The 16,902-nt window shown below is 65.8% G+C and carries 11 protein-coding genes and 1 pseudogene; 7 read left to right on the forward strand and 5 right to left on the reverse strand.

The genetic code is table 11. The features are described from left to right. On the reverse strand, positions 1-323 hold a 323-nt coding region (locus FJ386_07585; GenBank protein MBM3876564.1), incomplete at its 3' end, for a hypothetical protein. Between the two features lie 244 nt (positions 324-567). Here FJ386_07585 and FJ386_07590 point away from each other — a divergent pair. Continuing rightward, positions 568-1,746: a hypothetical protein gene (locus FJ386_07590; GenBank protein ID MBM3876565.1), complete on the forward strand. Its 1,179-nt coding sequence runs from the start codon at positions 568-570 to the stop codon at positions 1,744-1,746. Here FJ386_07590 and FJ386_07595 read toward each other — a convergent pair. Next, on the reverse strand, positions 1,724-4,141 hold the full coding sequence (locus tag FJ386_07595; protein ID MBM3876566.1) for an adenylate/guanylate cyclase domain-containing protein: 2,418 nt from the start codon (positions 4,139-4,141) through the stop codon (positions 1,724-1,726). The genes FJ386_07590 and FJ386_07595 overlap by 23 nt on opposite strands. Before the next feature lie 65 nt (positions 4,142-4,206). After that, a complete protein-coding gene (locus FJ386_07600) occupies positions 4,207-5,385 on the reverse strand; it encodes a FecR domain-containing protein (GenBank protein ID MBM3876567.1) in 1,179 nt (392 codons plus the stop codon). Between the two features lie 306 nt (positions 5,386-5,691). Between FJ386_07600 and FJ386_07605 the strand changes: the two genes are divergently transcribed. The 3 genes from FJ386_07605 to FJ386_07615 all read left to right on the forward strand — a co-directional run bounded on the left by FJ386_07605 (position 5,692) and on the right by FJ386_07615 (position 10,026). Further along, positions 5,692-6,813: a Gfo/Idh/MocA family oxidoreductase gene (locus FJ386_07605; protein ID MBM3876568.1), complete on the forward strand. Its 1,122-nt coding sequence runs from the start codon at positions 5,692-5,694 to the stop codon at positions 6,811-6,813. Between the two features lie 123 nt (positions 6,814-6,936). Continuing rightward, entirely contained in the window at positions 6,937-8,529 is a 1,593-nt protein-coding gene (locus FJ386_07610; GenBank protein ID MBM3876569.1) for an MFS transporter, read from the forward strand. Between the two features lie 117 nt (positions 8,530-8,646). Further along, entirely contained in the window at positions 8,647-10,026 is a 1,380-nt protein-coding gene (locus FJ386_07615; protein ID MBM3876570.1) for a Gfo/Idh/MocA family oxidoreductase, read from the forward strand. Between the two features lie 112 nt (positions 10,027-10,138). Here the strand turns inward: FJ386_07615 and FJ386_07620 are convergent, their stop codons facing one another. After that, positions 10,139-11,275, reverse strand: coding sequence for an aldo/keto reductase (locus FJ386_07620; GenBank protein MBM3876571.1), 1,137 nt, complete (start codon positions 11,273-11,275; stop codon positions 10,139-10,141). A 34-nt stretch (positions 11,276-11,309) separates the two neighbouring features. On the opposite strand from FJ386_07620, the gene FJ386_07625 reads away from it, so the two are divergent. Beyond that, on the forward strand, positions 11,310-12,686 hold the full coding sequence (locus FJ386_07625; protein ID MBM3876572.1) for an alcohol dehydrogenase: 1,377 nt from the start codon (positions 11,310-11,312) through the stop codon (positions 12,684-12,686). Positions 12,687-12,709: 23 nt separating this feature from the next. Further along, a pseudogene (locus tag FJ386_07630) lies at positions 12,710-15,114 on the forward strand (DUF1592 domain-containing protein). 15 nt (positions 15,115-15,129) lie between these two features. Here the strand turns inward: FJ386_07630 and FJ386_07635 are convergent. Further along, positions 15,130-16,152: a zinc-binding dehydrogenase gene (locus FJ386_07635; GenBank protein MBM3876573.1), complete on the reverse strand. Its 1,023-nt coding sequence runs from the start codon at positions 16,150-16,152 to the stop codon at positions 15,130-15,132. A 70-nt stretch (positions 16,153-16,222) separates the two neighbouring features. Between FJ386_07635 and FJ386_07640 the strand changes: the two genes are divergently transcribed. Next, positions 16,223-16,879 carry a DedA family protein gene (locus tag FJ386_07640; protein ID MBM3876574.1) on the forward strand — a complete coding sequence of 219 codons (657 nt, stop codon included), beginning with the start codon at positions 16,223-16,225 and terminating at the stop codon, positions 16,877-16,879. Positions 16,880-16,902 lie beyond the last annotated feature (23 nt).

The following is a 16,902-nucleotide window of genomic DNA, read 5'->3' on the forward strand; positions in this document are numbered from 1 at the left end:
ATGCGGAGGGTGTTGTTGGCAAAACTGGTCGCGAGGTCGTCGAAGGTAATCCACTGCGCCGGGGTCATCACGCCGCCGGGGATGCGCCCGCGCACCATCATGATGAACTTCTTGCCGGCCTTGCGGGCGTCGCGGTCGTCCTGCTGGTAAATGCCGTGGAACTTGATGAACTGCTGGTCGTCCGCGGAAAACCGGTCGGTGCCCGAAGCCATCGTGGCTGTGATGTTGCCGGCCAGCGTCGGGATGGCTGCCTTGATGACCTCGTTGTGGGTCGGTTTGGCTTCAGGCGGCGCGGACGGCGCCGGTCTTGGAGTTCCAATCATAAGTGAACCGCAAAAGGCCGTGTAGATTCGGCCTTCGAGAATCGCGAGTCAATAGACGGTTTCGTGATGTCGGCTTCCCATCGACGGGCACGCGGCGGTCGGACTCCAAGCTTGCCATCGAGACGCCCGGGCGATAGGAATCCCAATCATCCGCAAAGCCTTCGCGATCCTCTTGCTGGCTGCGGGTGTGTGCGGGGCCGTCATTTTCCACTCGAACGCGCGGCTTGGACGCACACGGGCAGACGTGTCGCGCCAGCAGGCCGAGTGGGCTGCCGAGAAGTTGAAGCTTGAGGAAGCGCTCAAGAAGGCGAAGGCGCGCGCCGCCGTGATCGAAACGCCTGCTGCAGCGCCTGAAGCCCCGGTGCCAGCCCTGGTGGTGAAGCCGGCGGGGCCAGACCCGCGCGCGATTCTCGACCGCTTGCAGACCTTCAAGTTTGCGCCTGCGCCGGGTGATGGCCAATCCGCCGCGCGCGTCCGGCAGTCGCGGCGGCTGATGCACGAGTTCGAGAGCCTCATTGACGCGGGGGCCGCCGCGCTGCCCGTCATCCGCGAGTTTCTCGCGCGCAATCTTGATCTCGACTATCAAGCCGGCGGGCTCAAGGGGCCCCGCGACGGGAGTGTGCAGACGGAATTCCTAGTGCCGCCGTCGCTGCGGCTCGGGTTATTCGACGCCCTGCGGCAAATGGGCGGCGCTCAAGCCGAGGGTTTGCTCGTGGAAGTCTTGAGGTCCACTGCGCGTGGCGTCGAGGTGGCTTATCTCTCCCGCGTGCTGCAGGAGATGGCGCCGAACAAGCATCGCGACATCGCGGTGGCCGCGGCGAAGGAGTTGCTGGCCAACCCCGTGGCCGAAGCGGCGGCGCTCGACAAGAACGACCGCAGTTATCTTTACGGCGTGCTTCATTTTTTCAACGACGCCTCGTATGCCGGCATCGCCCAGGGGCAGTTGCTCGCCGCGGATGGCAAGGTGGACCGCGCCGCGCTCGGGTATTTGCACATGGCGCTCGGCGAGCAGTCGGTGCCCATCGTGGCCAACGCCTACCAGGATCCGCGGCTGACGGATGCCGCCAGCAAGGAGCCGCTCGCCCGCGTTGCGCTCGCATTCGTCGGCACCAACCCGCAGGCGGAGCAGATGTTCGGCAAGGCCGTGCGCGACCCGGCGCTCGCGGGCGAGCCGGTCCGAAACCTCGTCGAGGATTTGAACCAGAACGGCTTTGCAAACCGGCGCGTCCTGACGCCCGAGGATGTGCGGCTCGCGACGTTCCGGCTCGCGTTGACGGAGCAATATCTTCAGCAGCCGTTCGTGCAATCGGACAAGACGCTTTCGCGCGCGTTCGCCGAGGCGAACAAGGACCTGACCGGGATGTTGCAACGCGCGTCCGGCGCGGCGCCGCCGTTGAAGGTCAAAGTGCCGGCGAATCCGTAGCACGCGGTTCAGCCGGCGCGGAAGCGATCATTGCTTCGGCGCGGCGGGGTTCGGCAGGGGCGGATTGCGCCGCCTTCTCAGCGGCTTTCTCGGCAGCCTCCTCCGCCTCGATGGCGAGCATCTCAGGTGTCTTCCACGGGACTTCGTAGATCGGCACTTCCTTCTCGATGCCTTTCACGTGCACCGGATCGAGCGCCACGCAGGTCTTCGCGAGTTCCGTGTCCGAGCGCTGGATGTCCGCGAGCGTGGTCTCGCCGATGATGATGCGGCCGCGGCCGGAGACGCCCTCGAGCCGGCTGGCGAGGTTCACTTCGCGGCCGAAGACGGTGTAGCTGAAGATGTGCTTCACGGAGCCCATGAGGCCGACGATGCAGACGCCGCTGTTGATGCCGGTGCCGAGCGCGAGGCGGTCGAGCAACGGCCTGGGCGGCTGGCCCGCCGCGGTGCGCTGCAGGTTCTCGGCCTTGCGCAGCTTGTTCTCCTGCCGGCGTTGCTCGTTGAGCCCCCACATGGCGCGCTGCGCGGCGACGGCGCAGCGCACGCAGGCGACCGCGTGGCGTTCGGTGGCGACGGGCGCGCCCCAAAACGCCATCACGCAGTCGCCGATGTATTTGTCGAGCGTGCCATCGTGCTCCTTGATGCGGTCGGCGATGGTGGCGAGATAAATGTTCACGGTCTCGAGCGTCTCGCGGGCGACTTCGTCGAAGTAAGCCTCGGCGGCGGCGCCCGACAGGTTGTGCTCCTTCACGTAAGCGTCGGCGTTGGCCTGGTTCTTGTCCGTGAGCGTGGTGAATCCGCGCACGTCGGCGAAGAGCACGGTGATGTTGCGCCGCGCGCCGCCGAGGTTGAGCGTCTCGGTGCTGAGCAGTTCGTTCACGACGTTGGGCGAGACGAGCTTGGAGAACACGCCGCGGATGCGGCGCTTTTCCTTCTGCTCGAAGATGACCTGATACGAGACGAGCACGGCGTGGTTGAGCAACGAGCCCGCGACCGGCAGGACGATGGGCATCCAGTATCGGTGCCGCACGTAAGCCACCAGCGCGACGAGGATGAACCCGCCCGCGAGCGCGAGTATCCCCGCCGTGCCCCACGGCGCGCGCGCCCTCAGCGTGAGCAGCGTGGTGACGACGCCGATGGCGGCAAGGAGCAGGAGTTCCTCGGCGTGGCTCATGCGACGAATGAACCGGTCCGTGAGGAACATATTGGCGACGTTCCAGTGCTTGCTGACCAGTTCAGTCTCCTTGGCGAACGGCGTTGCGCCGCGGTCGGTCAGGTCGTTGCCCGTCGCCGTCGAGCCGATGAACACCAGCTTGTTGCGCCAGATTTCGTGGACGCGAACGTCGGGCGACTCGCGCCGCGTCGAGTCGTTTTCGAGCATGCTGTGAAAGGTCTCCTTGGTCAGGCGGCGGCTCTGGATCGGAAGCGCCCAGTCGATGGGGAAACAGCCGTCCTTGTCGAGCTGGACTTCGCGGACCACGTTGGGGCCGCGCAGGATCATCACGTTGCGGGCCCGGTCGAACTCGGGCTTGGAGAGGTCGAGTTGCAACTGGCGCGCCGCGGCGACGATTCCCAGGTTCCAGATCCGGCGATCCTCGGCAGCAGTCCTCAACACGGGCGGCTTGCCGGGCGGCCGTCTTGCGCCGACGAGGTCGTATCGATCATACCGGCCTTGCGGGTCCAGTCGGAGGATGAACACTTGCCCGTTGGACAGCGGGAGCTTGACGCGCCGAGGTTCCACGACCGCGTTGGTCAGCTTCACGCCGTTGATTCTCGCGAAGTCTCGGATGTCCTCGTTCCAATCGCGGAAGTCCACGTAGGGCTTGGCGCGGCGCAGCACGCCGTCCTTGTCCTTGACCGCCTCGATGTGACCGAGGCGCCACGCGTTCGTGCGGAAGATCGCGGGGGGGACGATGCCGTTGGCCGCGGCGATGATGGCCCGCTGGTTCGTGCGGCACTGGGCCGCGAAGAACTCGTCTGATTCGACGAACTGGTCCTTCACGACTTCGAAGGGCGCGTGGTCTGGCCTCAACTCGCCAAACAACACGTCGAACGCGACGACGCGGGCGCCCTGCGCCGTGAGCTCCCTCAGGATCCTGCCGTAAATGGAGCGCGGCCAATAAAGTCCGAGGGGCGGGCCGTGTGCCCCGCGCGCAACCTCGGCGATGGAGTCGTCGCTGATGTCCACATATCCGAGGTTGGGTGCAACCTCGGCTGGGCGGTCGGCTGCGTGGCGGACGCGCCAGTCAAAGGTGAGCAGTTCGAGTTGCTTGAGACCGCCACCGCCCGGGAGATTCTCCGGTCCCATCGAGTAGAGGCACACCATCAGGGTCACCAGCATCGCGAGCAGGTAAGGCGTGCGCCTGGTGATGTGGAGCTTGAAGGTCACCGGGCGCATCTAAACAAAAACCCCGGAGCCGCTCAAGCCGCTCCGGGGTTTCAAAGGTTGCGTGTCTGGCCGACTCAGTTAATCGGCGAGGACGGATTGCCCGTCAGGTCAGGATTGCTCAAGCCGGGTCGCAGGCTGCCTCCGATTGCCACAGCGTTGCTCCGGAGCGTGTTGAGCGCATTCTGATTCGTCGCGAGGTTGGGGTTCTGCAGCAGGTTCGTGCGAAGATGAACATTGAGCGAGTTCGCGCCGCTGGCGGCCTGGCCTTCCGTCTGCCCGTTATTCCGCCCATCGCGGAATGTGCCCAAGACGCCGTTGGAGAGGACGTTCGCGAGATTCGTGCTCAATCCCGCGGTGATGGCATTGGAGAACGCTTGGGAGGCAAACCGGGTCGCCTGAATCGCGTCGCGCGTTTCCAGGTTTTGGACCCCTGCGTTCTGCGCTCGCTCACGGGCATCGGTGTCGCGACGGTCGGCCTCGCGACGATCCTGGTCTTTCTTTCCTTGATCCTCGCTGCGGTCCGGCGCGGGGGGCCGCACGATGGGCGCATCACGGACCACGATGGCCTGCGTCTGTGTCTCGACAACAATGATCTGACGGGCATCGGTAGTCAGCGGCACCACGCGGGGCGGAGCGGGAGGCGTTCCCGGCGCCGAGGTCGGGGTCGTGGTCGCCTCGCGTCCACCGGGCACGGTGATGGTGACGGTCCGGCCTGTGGAACCGGGAGGTCTGGTCAAATCCGTCACGCGGATGACGATCGAGCCGTTGGCGACGCGGAAAATCCCGATGGCGTAGATGTGAAAGCTCGTGCCGCGGATGCCGGCGACGCCGTTCTGCGTCTTCACTTCGTAGCGGGACGCGGCGGAGAGCTTCTTCACATTGCCGATGATCGAGCCCTTGGTGAGGTCCAATTCCGTCGTCGCCACGGAGTCGACGCCGGTCTTTTGAATCGTGAGCGTGTCGATCTTGAGCGTGCTGTCGGGCTTCACGCTGAGCGCGTTGCCGTTTTCGCCGAGGTCGAGGATCACCGTCGAACCGGGCCCGGTGCTGATGGTGTCGCCGGCCTTGAGTTCCAAGCCGGTGCTGGCAGGTCGCGCGGCGCCGCCGATGGTTGCGGTCGCGTTGCCGGTGATGACTCTGACGGTGGCCTTGCCCTGCACTGGGGCGGGCGCCGCGGCGCCCTGCGCGTTGTGCGTGGCTGCGGCGGCGATGAGTGTCGCCGCGGCGGCGAGCACGAAGGAAAGTCGCTTCATAAGTTGACTCCGAGTAGTGTGAGTATTGACTTGTAAGCTGGCGGGACGGTGGAACAAAGGCTTCGCGATGTCAACGACTTATCGGATCGGGAATTCGCTGTAGCGGACCGACCGTTCGCGGACGCGGGTGTTTGGGTGCGCAACCGCCACCTTTGCCCTCGAGTGGACGTGTCCTGCCGGGGCGCGCGGATTTCCCAAAAACCGTTGACAGTCGCGAGCGACGACAGCAACAATTCGCTGCGTTGCCGGCGGTTGAAAACTCCCCGTGGTGGAGTTTCGTCCCATGGAACCGCGGCGCCTGCATCCATGAGTCGCAAGCTCAACGTCGCCATCGTCGGTCTCGGCTTTGGTGCGGAGTTCATCCCCCTTTGGCAGAAGCACCCGCACGCGGACTGCCACGCCATCTGCCAGCGCAACGAGGTCAAGCTCAACGCGGTCGGCGATTACTTCGGCGTCGGGAAGCGCTACACCGACTACAAGGCGCTCCTCAAGGATCCCGCGGTGGACGTCGTCCACATCAACTCCCCCATCCCCGACCACGCGTGGATGTCCATCGCCGCGCTCAAGGCCGGCAAGCACGTCGCCTGCACCGTGCCGATGGCCACGAACATCGCCGACTGCAAGAAGATCGTGGACCTCGCCAAGTCCACCGGCCTCAAATACATGATGATGGAGACCGTCGTCTATGCGCGCGAATACCTCTTCATGAAGTCGCTGCTCGACGCGGGCAAGCTGGGCAAACTCCAGTTCGTGCAGGCGTCGCACCAGCAGGACATGGACGGCTGGCCCAACTACTGGCCCGGTCTTCCGCCGATGTGGTACGCCACGCACTGTGTCGGCCCGGTCGCCGGCCTCGTAGGCAAACCCGCTGAATACGTGAGCTGCTTCGGCTCCGGCACCATTCGCAAGGAACTTCAGAAATGCTACGGCTCGCCCTTCGCCGTCGAGACCGCCCACATCAAGTTCAAGGGCAGCGACGTTTCCGCCCGCATCATCCGCAGCCTATTCGACACCGCGCGCCAGTATCGCGAGAGCATTGATGTGTATGGCGACAAGAGGTCCGTGGAGTGGCCGCTCATCGAGCACGAACCGCTGGTGCTGCACACGGCGAAGAAGCCCGAGCCGAAGATCCCGAGCCACGTGAAGTGCCCCGACTTCGCGAGCCGGCTGCCCAGGAGCATCGCGAAATACACGACTCAGGGCGTCTACGACGCGAGCAAGAAGACGCACCTGAGCTTCACGCAGGGCAGCGGCCACGGCGGCAGCCACCCGCACCTCGCGCACGAGTTCGCGATGGCGCTGGTCGAAAAACGTGATCCGTTTCCGAACGCCGTGCAGTCCGCCAACTGGACCTGCGTGGGACTGTGCTCGCACGAGTCCGCGATGAAAGGCGGCACCATCGTGAAGCTGCCGTCGTTTACGCTTTAGTTTCCGTCGCATCGCATCGCAACCCAACCCAACCCAACCCAACGACCCACCATGACTGAAGACAAGACCATCTCAAACGCGCCCGCAGCGGCGAACGCCAACCGCCTCCTCTGGGCCGGCTTCATGGCGATTCTCGCCGCAGGAGTCGGCTTCGCCATCCGCGGCGGCATTTTCGACAACTGGGGCGCGGAGTTCGGCTTCACGGGCGCGCAACTCGGAGCGATCGGGGGCGCGGGCTTCTCCGGGTTCTGCTTCGGCATCATCATCGGCGGCGTCATCTGCGACCGCATCGGTTACGGGAAATTGGTCGTCCTCGCGTTTGCCCTGCATGTGCTTTCGGCGGTCGTGACATTCAGCGCCTCCGGCAACGGCGCATACCAGGCGCTCTACTGGGGCATGTTTATCTTCGCCTTCGCCAACGGCACCTTGGAAGCGGTCGCCAACCCGCTCGTTGCCACGCTCTTCCCCCACAAACGCACACACTATCTGAACATCCTCCACGCGAGCTGGCCCGCCGGCCTCATCATCGGTGGTGCTCTCGGTTGGTGGCTGGACGACAAGCTGAAATGGGATTGGAAGTGGCAGCTCGCCCTGTATCTGATCCCTACCATCATTTACGGCGTCATGTTCCTGGGACAGAACTTTCCGAAGTCGGAGGCATCGGAGAAGGGGTTGAGCCTGGGCGAGATGTTCAAGGACGTTGGTGTTCTTGGCGGCGCGGTGACGTGCTTCCTGATCACACTGTTTGTCACCAATGCACTTGGCATGGCCAACGCGTCCTACGCCGTTGGCATCGGTTTGCTCCTCGTGGTCGTGCTTCTGACCCATACCCACGGGAGTCGTGGTGAATCCATCGTGCCGCTTGGTTCGTTCCTGCTGTTTTTCCTCTTCGTTGCCCACGCGCTGGTCGGCGCGGTCGAACTCGGCACCGACGGCTGGATCCAAAACATCACCGGCAACATCCTCAGTTCTGAACAGGGCAAGATTCTGTTCGTGTTCACCTCGGCCCTGATGTTTCTGCTGCGGTTCTGCGCGGACTTCATTGAAAAGAAGATGGGGCTTTCGCCCATCGGCATCCTGGTGACATGCGCAATTCTCGCGTGCGTCGGGTTGAATCTGGCCAGTAACATCCAGACCTTCGCCGGCGCCTTTCTTGCATTGACGGTTTATGCGGTCGGCAAGACGTTCTTCTGGCCAACCATGCTTGCGGTCGCGTCTGACCGGTTCCCGCGCACGGGTGCCATCGCCATCTCCATTATGGGCGGCATCGGGATGCTATCCGCCGGCATGATCGGTTCGCCCGGCCTTGGATACGCCAAGGATCGGTTTTCCGGCGAAGCTTTGAAAGCCTCCGACCCCAAGCTCTACGACCAATACAAGGCGGAGAAACCCAGCTCCTTCTTGTTCTTCGCCGATGCCAGTGGGTTCGATGGCAAGAAATTCGGCGAAGTCAGCGGCAAACTCGCCAAGGAACGCGAGACTATCGACAAGGCCAAAGGCGATGTCTCCAAGGCGGTCGAGAAGCTCACGCCGGAGGAGCAAAAGGTCCACGCTGCGAGCATCACCGGCGACCGCAAGACACTCGTGGCCGACTCGGCAATTCCAGCGCTCATGGCGCTCATCTATCTCGGCATCCTCGTTTACTTCAGGTCCATCGGCGGCTACAAGGCCGTGCACCTCGAAGGCACCAGCGGCGCGGGCGACAAGAAGTCCTGACGCGCTCCTGCTTTATCATCCAGGCGGCCTCGCAAGGGGCCGCCTTTTTTTGTGCGCCGGACGCGCATTCTTTCACTTGTCCTATCAACCCGCCCGTGCATCATCCCGCCAACCGCCATGAAAACCAATTCGATCACATCCCCCATGTCCCCCATCACCCGCCGGACGTTTCTCCGCACCGGTGCCGTGCTCACCGCGGGCGCGGCTGCGCTCTCGCTTCCCGCGCGCGCGCAGGTCAACAAGAACAGCCGGCTGCGCATCTTCCAGATGGGCGTCGGCGGCATCGGCGGGATGCAGCGCGGCGGCTTGAAGGGCCACCCCATGGTTGAGTGGGCGGGCTTTTGCGACGTGGACCAGCGCGAACTCGACCGCATCAAGAAGGAGCACGCGAACGCCTGGACGGTGAAGGATTATCGCGAGGCCTTCGCGACGCGCGCGGGTGACTTCGACGCGGCCATCGTGGACGTGCCGGACTTCCACCACGCGCCGATGATGCTGACCGCGCTCAAGCACAACAAACATCTCTACGGCCAGAAACCGCTCGTGCACCAGCTCGACGAATTGCGCCTGATGCGCGACGGCCTCAAGGCCCGCCCCGGACTTGTCACGCAGATGGGCAACCAGCGCGCGTGCAACGCCGGTCGCATGCAGGCCGTGGAAATCCTCAAGCACAACGGCCTCGGCAAACCCGTCGAGGCATGGGTCTGGACGGGCAGCGTCTCGCGCGGCACGTATTTCACCGAACCGTGGGCGCCTTACACCGCGGCCAAGCCCGTGCCCGATTATCTCGACTGGGACCTTTGGCACGGTCCGCTCACGGCCAAGCTGCCATACAGCGAGGACCTCGTCCCGCGCCGGTGGCGGGCGTTCTGGGAGACGGGCGGCGGCCAGCTCGCCGACTGGGGTTGCCACCTGCTCGACCTGCTTTACTTCGCCTACGACATGCCCGCGCCCGAGGCGGTGATCACGCACACGCCGAAGCCTTCCAGCACCGGCCACACGTCGCACAATCAAAGCACCATCACGTATCCCGGCGGCGGACGGTTCGCGCGGGAGAAGTTCGTCGTGCGCTACAATGACGACGCGTTGCTGCCATCCTTCGCCGCGCTCGGCCTGCCGCCGACGAACGTCGGGGCGAACCATACCATGGTCGTGTGCACCGAGGGCACGTTGCTGCTTCAGGCCGACGGCAAGATCACCATCTTCCGCAAGGGCAAGGTCGTGACCGACGAGCCGTTGCCTGCCACCGAGCCGCACAACCATTGGAAGGACTGGGCCGACAACTGCCTCGGCGCGAAGAAACACTTGTGGACGCCGCTCACCATCGGCTGGCGCATCACGGAACCGGCGCTGCTCGCGACGAAGGCCACGCGATTCCCGGGCAAGGAACTCCGCTGGGACGCCGCGAACTTCCGCTTCACCAACCACGACCAGGCGAACAAGGAAGTCTTGTCGCGAACGTACCGCGATGGATTCGCCCCGCCGGCGGTGGGTTGATTCCGGGCGCCGAAGCTGGTTTCACGGAAGACAACGAAGGCAACGGAGCGGCTGGACTCGGATTGGGAATCAGCCCGACCGGCCATCCGGCTGCTCCCCTCGTCCCCCCGCGTCACTTCATCGTGCACGTCAGATCACGGCGCGGATCGATGTCCCACCGGCGCGCGACGCCTTCGAGGTCGGGATTCAGCGGCCAGCGGTCCGCCTGCGCGATGCCGAGGAATTCCGGGTTGCCCCCCTTGAGTTCCATGCATCCCTTGTTGTTGCCGACTTCCGCGATGAAGTCGCACTCCTCGCGGCTGAGCGTGATCCCGGGCAGCGCCGCGAGTTCGTCCACCTTCGTCTCGATGGATTTGCCGCCGCCGCCCGGTTCCTGAATCAGCGTGGGCACCACGCTGCGCACCGCGGGCTGCGAGAGATTCCAAAGGCAGGCCAGTTGGAGCAGCGTGACGTTGTGCTTTCGCGCGATGTCGCGCAGGCGCTCGATCTTCGCGCAACCGGCCTCGACCCAGCCCGCGGGCCGGAACGCGCGGTGATCCTGCGCGCCGAACTTGTGCCCCGGCCGCACGTCGTCGTGAAACAGCCCGCCGTAATCCACCACGCGCGTGAGCAACCGGATGTCGTGCTTCTCCGCGGCGCGCAGGCTGAGATTCCCCGGCCACGGCTCGAGCGGATTCAGGATGATCATCGCCCAGTCGAGCAGCGCGCCGAACCGCTCGAAGCACAGGATGACGTCCAGCGAGAAGCCGTTCGCCGGCCCCGGCGCGACGCCGATGCGATCGGTCAGCCCGGCCTCGCGCAGCTTGTCCATCGCCGTCCACACCGCCTCGTGGCTGTAGCCGGTCGAGTCTGGATTGTGGAGCATGAGCAGGTCGAACTTCGCCGCGCGGCACCGCGCAAGCGACTTCTCCGTGGCCATGCGCAGGTAGCCGGCGTAGTCGCCCGGCTGCCGAAGCTCCGGGTTCGTGAAGCGCGGATAGCCCTTCGAGCCGTCGCGCTTTCCCGTGTAAATGTCATGGCCGACAAGCCCCGCGAGGCAGTAGCTCTCGCGCGGGATGCCCGCGAGCGCGCGGCCGGTCATCTCATCCGCGGCGCCGAGCCCATAAGTGTCCGCCGTGATGAACGTCCTCGTGCCCCGGTCGTAGGCGCGCCGGATGACCTGGAGAAAACGCTCCTCGTCGAGCGCTTCGCCGAAGTTCATGAATCGTCCCCCGCTCCAGATGCCGTGCGCCGTGCGTGTCAGTTCCATATAGCACCGCGAATGAAACGCAACGCGTCTGGTGATGGCAACACCGCTTTTGCCGGACGCGGACCGTCCCTTGTCGCCCGCGAGTCGGACGACGCTTCCAGCCTGTCGCGCAGTTGACACCCACCAGCGGCTGCCGGACGCTTCCGCCGTGTCCGCTTTCCCCTGCATCGCGCGCGTGATCGCCCTGTGCGGGTTCATCGCGGGATGTTCCGCCCGCGCGGCGGACAACTTCGACTGGCCGCAATGGCGCGGTCCGAATCGCGACGGCGTCTCCGCGGAAACGAACCTCAATTTCACCTGGCCCCGCGAGGGCCCGCGCCGCGCGTGGGTCGCAAAGGTCGGCCTCGGCTGGTCCGGCATGTCCGTCGTCGGCAACCGCCTCTACACGATGGGCAACGCCGCCGACCTCGATGCCGTGCTGTGCCTCGACGCGAACACGGGCCGGCAGCTTTGGGAGTTCAACTACATCTGCGCCACGGCGGACCCCAACGGCTACCACGGCCCGCGCTGCACGCCGACCGTCGACGGCCGGCTCGTCTACACCGTCAGCCGGAACGGCGACCTCGCGTGCGTGAACGCCGAGACCGGCGCGCTCGTGTGGAGCCACCAGCTCGTCAACGAATTCGGCGCGCGCATTCCCAAGTGGGGCTTCGCCGGTTCGCCGCTCGTCGAGGGCGGGCTGCTCCTCGTCGAGACCGGCGCCCGCGGGCGCTCGATGATGGCGTTTGACAAGCTCACGGGCCGCCCCGTCTGGGCGAACGGCGTGGACACGGCGGCGTATTCGTCGCCCGTCGGGTTCGGTTCGGAGTCGAACCGCTTCGTCGCCCTGTTCAGCGCAAGCGGCCTGACCGTTCGCGCCGCGCGCGACGGGCGCATCGCGGGCACGTTTCCATGGAGGACGACGTTCGATGTGAACGCGGCCACGCCCGTCGTCGTGGGCGACAAGCTGTTTCTCTCGTCGGGATACGGAACGGGCTGCGCGATGGTGCAGGTGTCGACGAACGGCGCGTTGAAGCCGCTGTGGACCGGCAAGCAGATGCGCAACCACGTGAACTCGTGCGTGGTGTTCAACGACCACCTCTACGGCTTCGACGACAACCAGAACGCGCAGTTCCGCTGCATCAGCACGGTGAACGGCAACATCCGCTGGACCACGCCTGCGCTGGGCAAGGGCTCCATCATCCTCGCGGGCGACAAGATGATCCTCTACACCGAGCGAGGCCGGCTCGTGGTGGTCGAGGCGGCGCCGGACACCTACCGCGAGATCGCGTCCGCGCAACTCGTCGGCGGGCGCGACACCTGGGTGCCGCCCGCCCTGTCGCACGGCAGGCTTTACGTGCGCAGCGCGGAGAATCTGCTGTGCTTCGACCTCTCCACCCGCGAACCGACCCCGGCGAAGAAGGGGAAGTGAGTTGCACCGACACGCCTCGCTACCTGAAACCACGTCCCGCCAATCCCGTCGAACAGCCATGCACGTCCACCGAACTTTCCTGCTCGCGTGCGTGGCCATCCTCGCGTTGCGCACGACCCCGGCTCCGGCCGCTCCCTTCGGCTCGTCCAGATCTGCACCGCCCTCCTTCGAGAAGGAGGTCCGCCCGCTGCTCGCCCACTACTGCTTGTCCTGCCACGACACCGACCGCAAGAAAGGCGGCCTCGCGCTCGACACATTCTCGTATCCCGCCGGCGAATCTCCCGCGCGCGATCGCAAGGTGTGGGCGCACGTGCTCACGAACCTGCGCAACGGCGAGATGCCGCCGCAGGGCAAACGGCAGCCCTCGATCGCCGAGCGCGAGCGCATCATGCGCTGGATCGAGCAGGCCGTCTTTCTTGTCGACTGCAACAACCCCGACCCCGGCCGCGTCACGATCCGCCGCCTCAACCGCGCCGAATACAACAACACCATCCGCGACCTCGTGGGCGTGGACTTCCAGCCCGCGGCGGATTTCCCCGCGGATGATTCCGGGCATGGCTTCGACAACGTCGGCGACGCGCTGAGCCTCGCGCCCGTGCTGCTCGAGAAGTATCTGTCCGCCGCGGAGAAGATTCTCGACCGCGCGATCGTCGCGCGGCCCGGCATCGAGACGACGAAGCGCTATTCCGCGGACTCCGTCGAGGTCGGCTACAACGCCCGCCGCCGCGGCGACGGGTGGGTTACGCTCACGAGCGTCGAGGAGGACGACGTGGCCGTGGACCACTGGGTGCAGGTTGCGGGCGAGTATTCATTCCGCGTGTTTGCCGCGAGCCGGCAGGAGACCAACGTGCCCATGCGCTTGAGCCTCCTGCTCGACCAGTCGGTGCTCGGGGAATTCGAGGTCGCGCCCGGGACGGACTTCGCAAAACTCCACGAGGTCAAAACGCGGCTCGCGACCGGGCGCCACCGCTTGCGCGCGGTGATGCGGCGCGACAAGACGGGCCTCCCGCCCGCCGAGGCCGCGAAGTGGAAGTCCGGCCTGAACCAAAGGGGCATGGTCTTCGTGAAGTTCCTCGAGATCGCCGGTCCAACGGGCGGGCGCGGCGAACTTCCGGCGAGTCACGCGCGCCTGTTCGCGCCGGCGGCCGGCGCGGCCGATGCCGCCGCGGCGGCGCGCGCCATTGTCGGGGACTTCATGCGCCGCGCCTACCGCCGTCCCGTGTCCGCGGACGAAGTCACCCGCGTGCTGCGTTTCGTGGAGATGTCGCGAAAGCACGGCGATTCGATCGAGGCGGCGGTGAAGCTCGCGCTGCAAGCCGTGCTCGTCTCTCCGCACTTTCTTTTTCGAGGCGAACTCCAGCCCGAGCCCGACAATCCGCGCGCCGTGCATCCGGTGAACGAATTCGCGCTCGCATCGCGGCTCTCCTATTTCCTGTGGAGCAGCATGCCGGACGAGGAGTTGTTCGCCGAGGCCCGACGCGGCACGCTTCGCAAAAATCTCGAACCGCAGGTGCGCCGGATGTTGCGCGACCCGCGGAGCGCCGCGCTGTCGGAGAACTTCGCGGGCCAGTGGCTGCAGCTTCGCAACCTCCGGCTGATGACGCCCGACAAGGCCGCGTTCCCCGCGTGGGACGACCCGCTCCGCGCCTCGATGCAGCGGGAGACGGAGCTGTTCTTCGATCACGTCGCCCGCGAGGACCGCAGCGTGCTCGAGTTTCTCACCGCCGACTATTCGTTCGCCGACCCGCGCCTCGCCCGGCATTACGGGATTTCCGGCGTGACGGGCGACGGCTTCCAGCGCGTGAGCCTCAAGGGCACCGGCCGCGTCGGCGTGCTCACGCACGCGAGCATCCTCACGCTCACGTCGAACCCGACGCGCACCTCGCCCGTGAAGCGCGGCAAGTGGGTGCTCGAAAACATCCTCGCCACTCCGCCGCCGCCTCCGCCTCCCGATGTGCCGGAACTCAAGGAAGGCAAGGAACTCACCGGCACACTCCGGCAGCGGATGGAGCAGCATCGCGACAACCCGTCGTGCGCCTCGTGCCATGCGCGGATGGACCCGATCGGGTTCGGATTCGAGAACTTCGACGGCATCGGCGCGTGGCGCGCGACGGACTCGGGCGCGGCCGTGGACGCGGCGGGCAGGCTCGCCACCGGCGAGACCTTCAAGGGCCCGGCCGACCTGGTGGCCGTGTTATCCACGCGCAAGCGCGAGGAATTCCTCCGCTGCATCGCCGAGAAGTTGCTCACCTACGCGCTCGGCCGCGGCCTCGATTACCCGGACAAGTGCGCCGTGGACCAGATCATGAAAGGCCTCGCGAAGGGGCAGCACAAGTTCTCCGCGCTCGTCCTCGAAATCACGAAGAGCGTTCCCTTCCAAATGCGCCGCGGAGAAGGCGACCGCGCGGTCCCAAGCGCGGGGCGGTGACGGCGGCGCCGCGAATCACGCGCGCACGTCCACGAACGTTTTCACGGCGCGATTCCCGGCGGTCATGGACTTCAGCAGGGCGGGCAGTTCGCTCAAGCCGCACGCGCCGTCCACGAAATCCTTCGCGCGGATCACGCCCGACTCGATGAATTCGAACGCGCGCCGGACCGTGCGCGGGGTGTGATGGAAACTCGCCTTGAGCGTGAGGCTCGAATAGTGCAGCAGCCCGGTGTCGAGCGTCACGCTCGTGCCCGCCGGGCAGCCGCCGAAGAAGTTCACAAGCCCGCCCTTGCGCGCGAGGCGCGTCGCGGTTTCCCACACCTCGGGCTTGCCGACAGCCTCGATGACGACGTCGAAGCCGCCGCCACCGCGGCCGGACAGCTCGCTTTCGAGGTTGCGGTCGCCGCCAACGTCCACCGCGGTCGCACCGAGTCTCGCGGCGGTTTGAAGGCGCCCTTCGCCACGGCCCGCCGCGGTGACGTCGCAGCCGAGGTGTTTCGCGAGCGCGACGAACATCAACCCGACCGGCCCCGCGCCGATCACGAGCACGCGCTGCCCGGCGCGGAGTTGCGAATCCTCGATGCCGAGCACGACGCACGCGAGCGGTTCCGTGAGTGCGGCGTCACGAAAGGCTGTGGTGTCGCGCAGTCGCAGCAGGTTTTTCTCGACGAGCCGCGAAGGCACGGCGATGGACTCCGCATACGCGCCGTTGAGGAAGAGCAGGTCATCGCACAGCGCCTCCTGTCCGCCCCGGCACCACGGGCACTCGCCGCAGGGGGCGGAGTTCGCGACGACGACGCGGTCGCCGATTCGCCATCCAACCGCGCTCGATTCGGAGATTTCGCCGGCGAGTTCGTGGCCGAACACGGCCGGCGGCCGGATCATCTTCGCGTGGTAGCCGCGTTTGAAGACCTTCAGGTCGGTGCCGCAGGTGAGCGCGGCCTGGATGCCGATGCGCACCTCGCCCGGCCCGAGCGGCCGCGGAGCGACTTCCTCGATGCGGACATCTTCCTTCCCATGAAGCACGGCGGCGCGCATGGGCGGAGTGTGCAACATCGGCCTTGCGTCGCAACGGGTTTCTCGCGCACGGTTCGCGCCACGTGACCGCATGGAACTGCTCAAGAAGCTGCTCGACATCGTCCTGCACCTCAACCGGCACCTCGACGCGCTCGTGGGCGAATACGGGGCGTGGGTTTACGCGATCCTGTTCCTGATCGTGTTCTGCGAGACGGGGCTCGTGGTGACGCCGTTCCTGCCGGGCGACTCGCTGCTGTTCGCCGTGGGCGCGATCGCGGCGGGCGGGAAGCTCGACGTGTGGCTGGTCAGCGCGTTGCTCATCGCCGCGGCGATCCTCGGCGACACCGTGAACTACGGGGTCGGGAAATTCGCCGGCGAACGGCTCCAGCGGAAATTCCCGCGGCTCATCAAACCGGAGCATCTCGCGCGCACGCACGAGTTCTTCGAGCGCTACGGCGGCAAGACGATCATCATCGCGCGGTTCGTGCCGATCGTGCGGACGTTCGCGCCGTTCGTCGCGGGCGCGGGCAGGATGACCTACGCGCGATTCATGATGTTCAACGTCACGGGAGCGCTGCTCTGGATCGGGTTGCTGGTGCCCGCGGGTTACTTCTTTGGCACGATGCCGTGGGTGAAGAGGAATTTCTCGTCGGTGATTCTTGCGATCATTTTCATCTCCATCCTGCCGGGCGTGTTTGAATTCTGGCGCGAGCGAAGGCGGATCAAGTCGGAGCAGCAGCGTGGATAGCGGAGGGGAGCCGGGTGATTGAC

This window comes from Verrucomicrobiota bacterium (genome assembly GCA_016871675.1).
Lineage (GTDB): Bacteria > Verrucomicrobiota > Verrucomicrobiia > Limisphaerales > VHCN01 > VHCN01.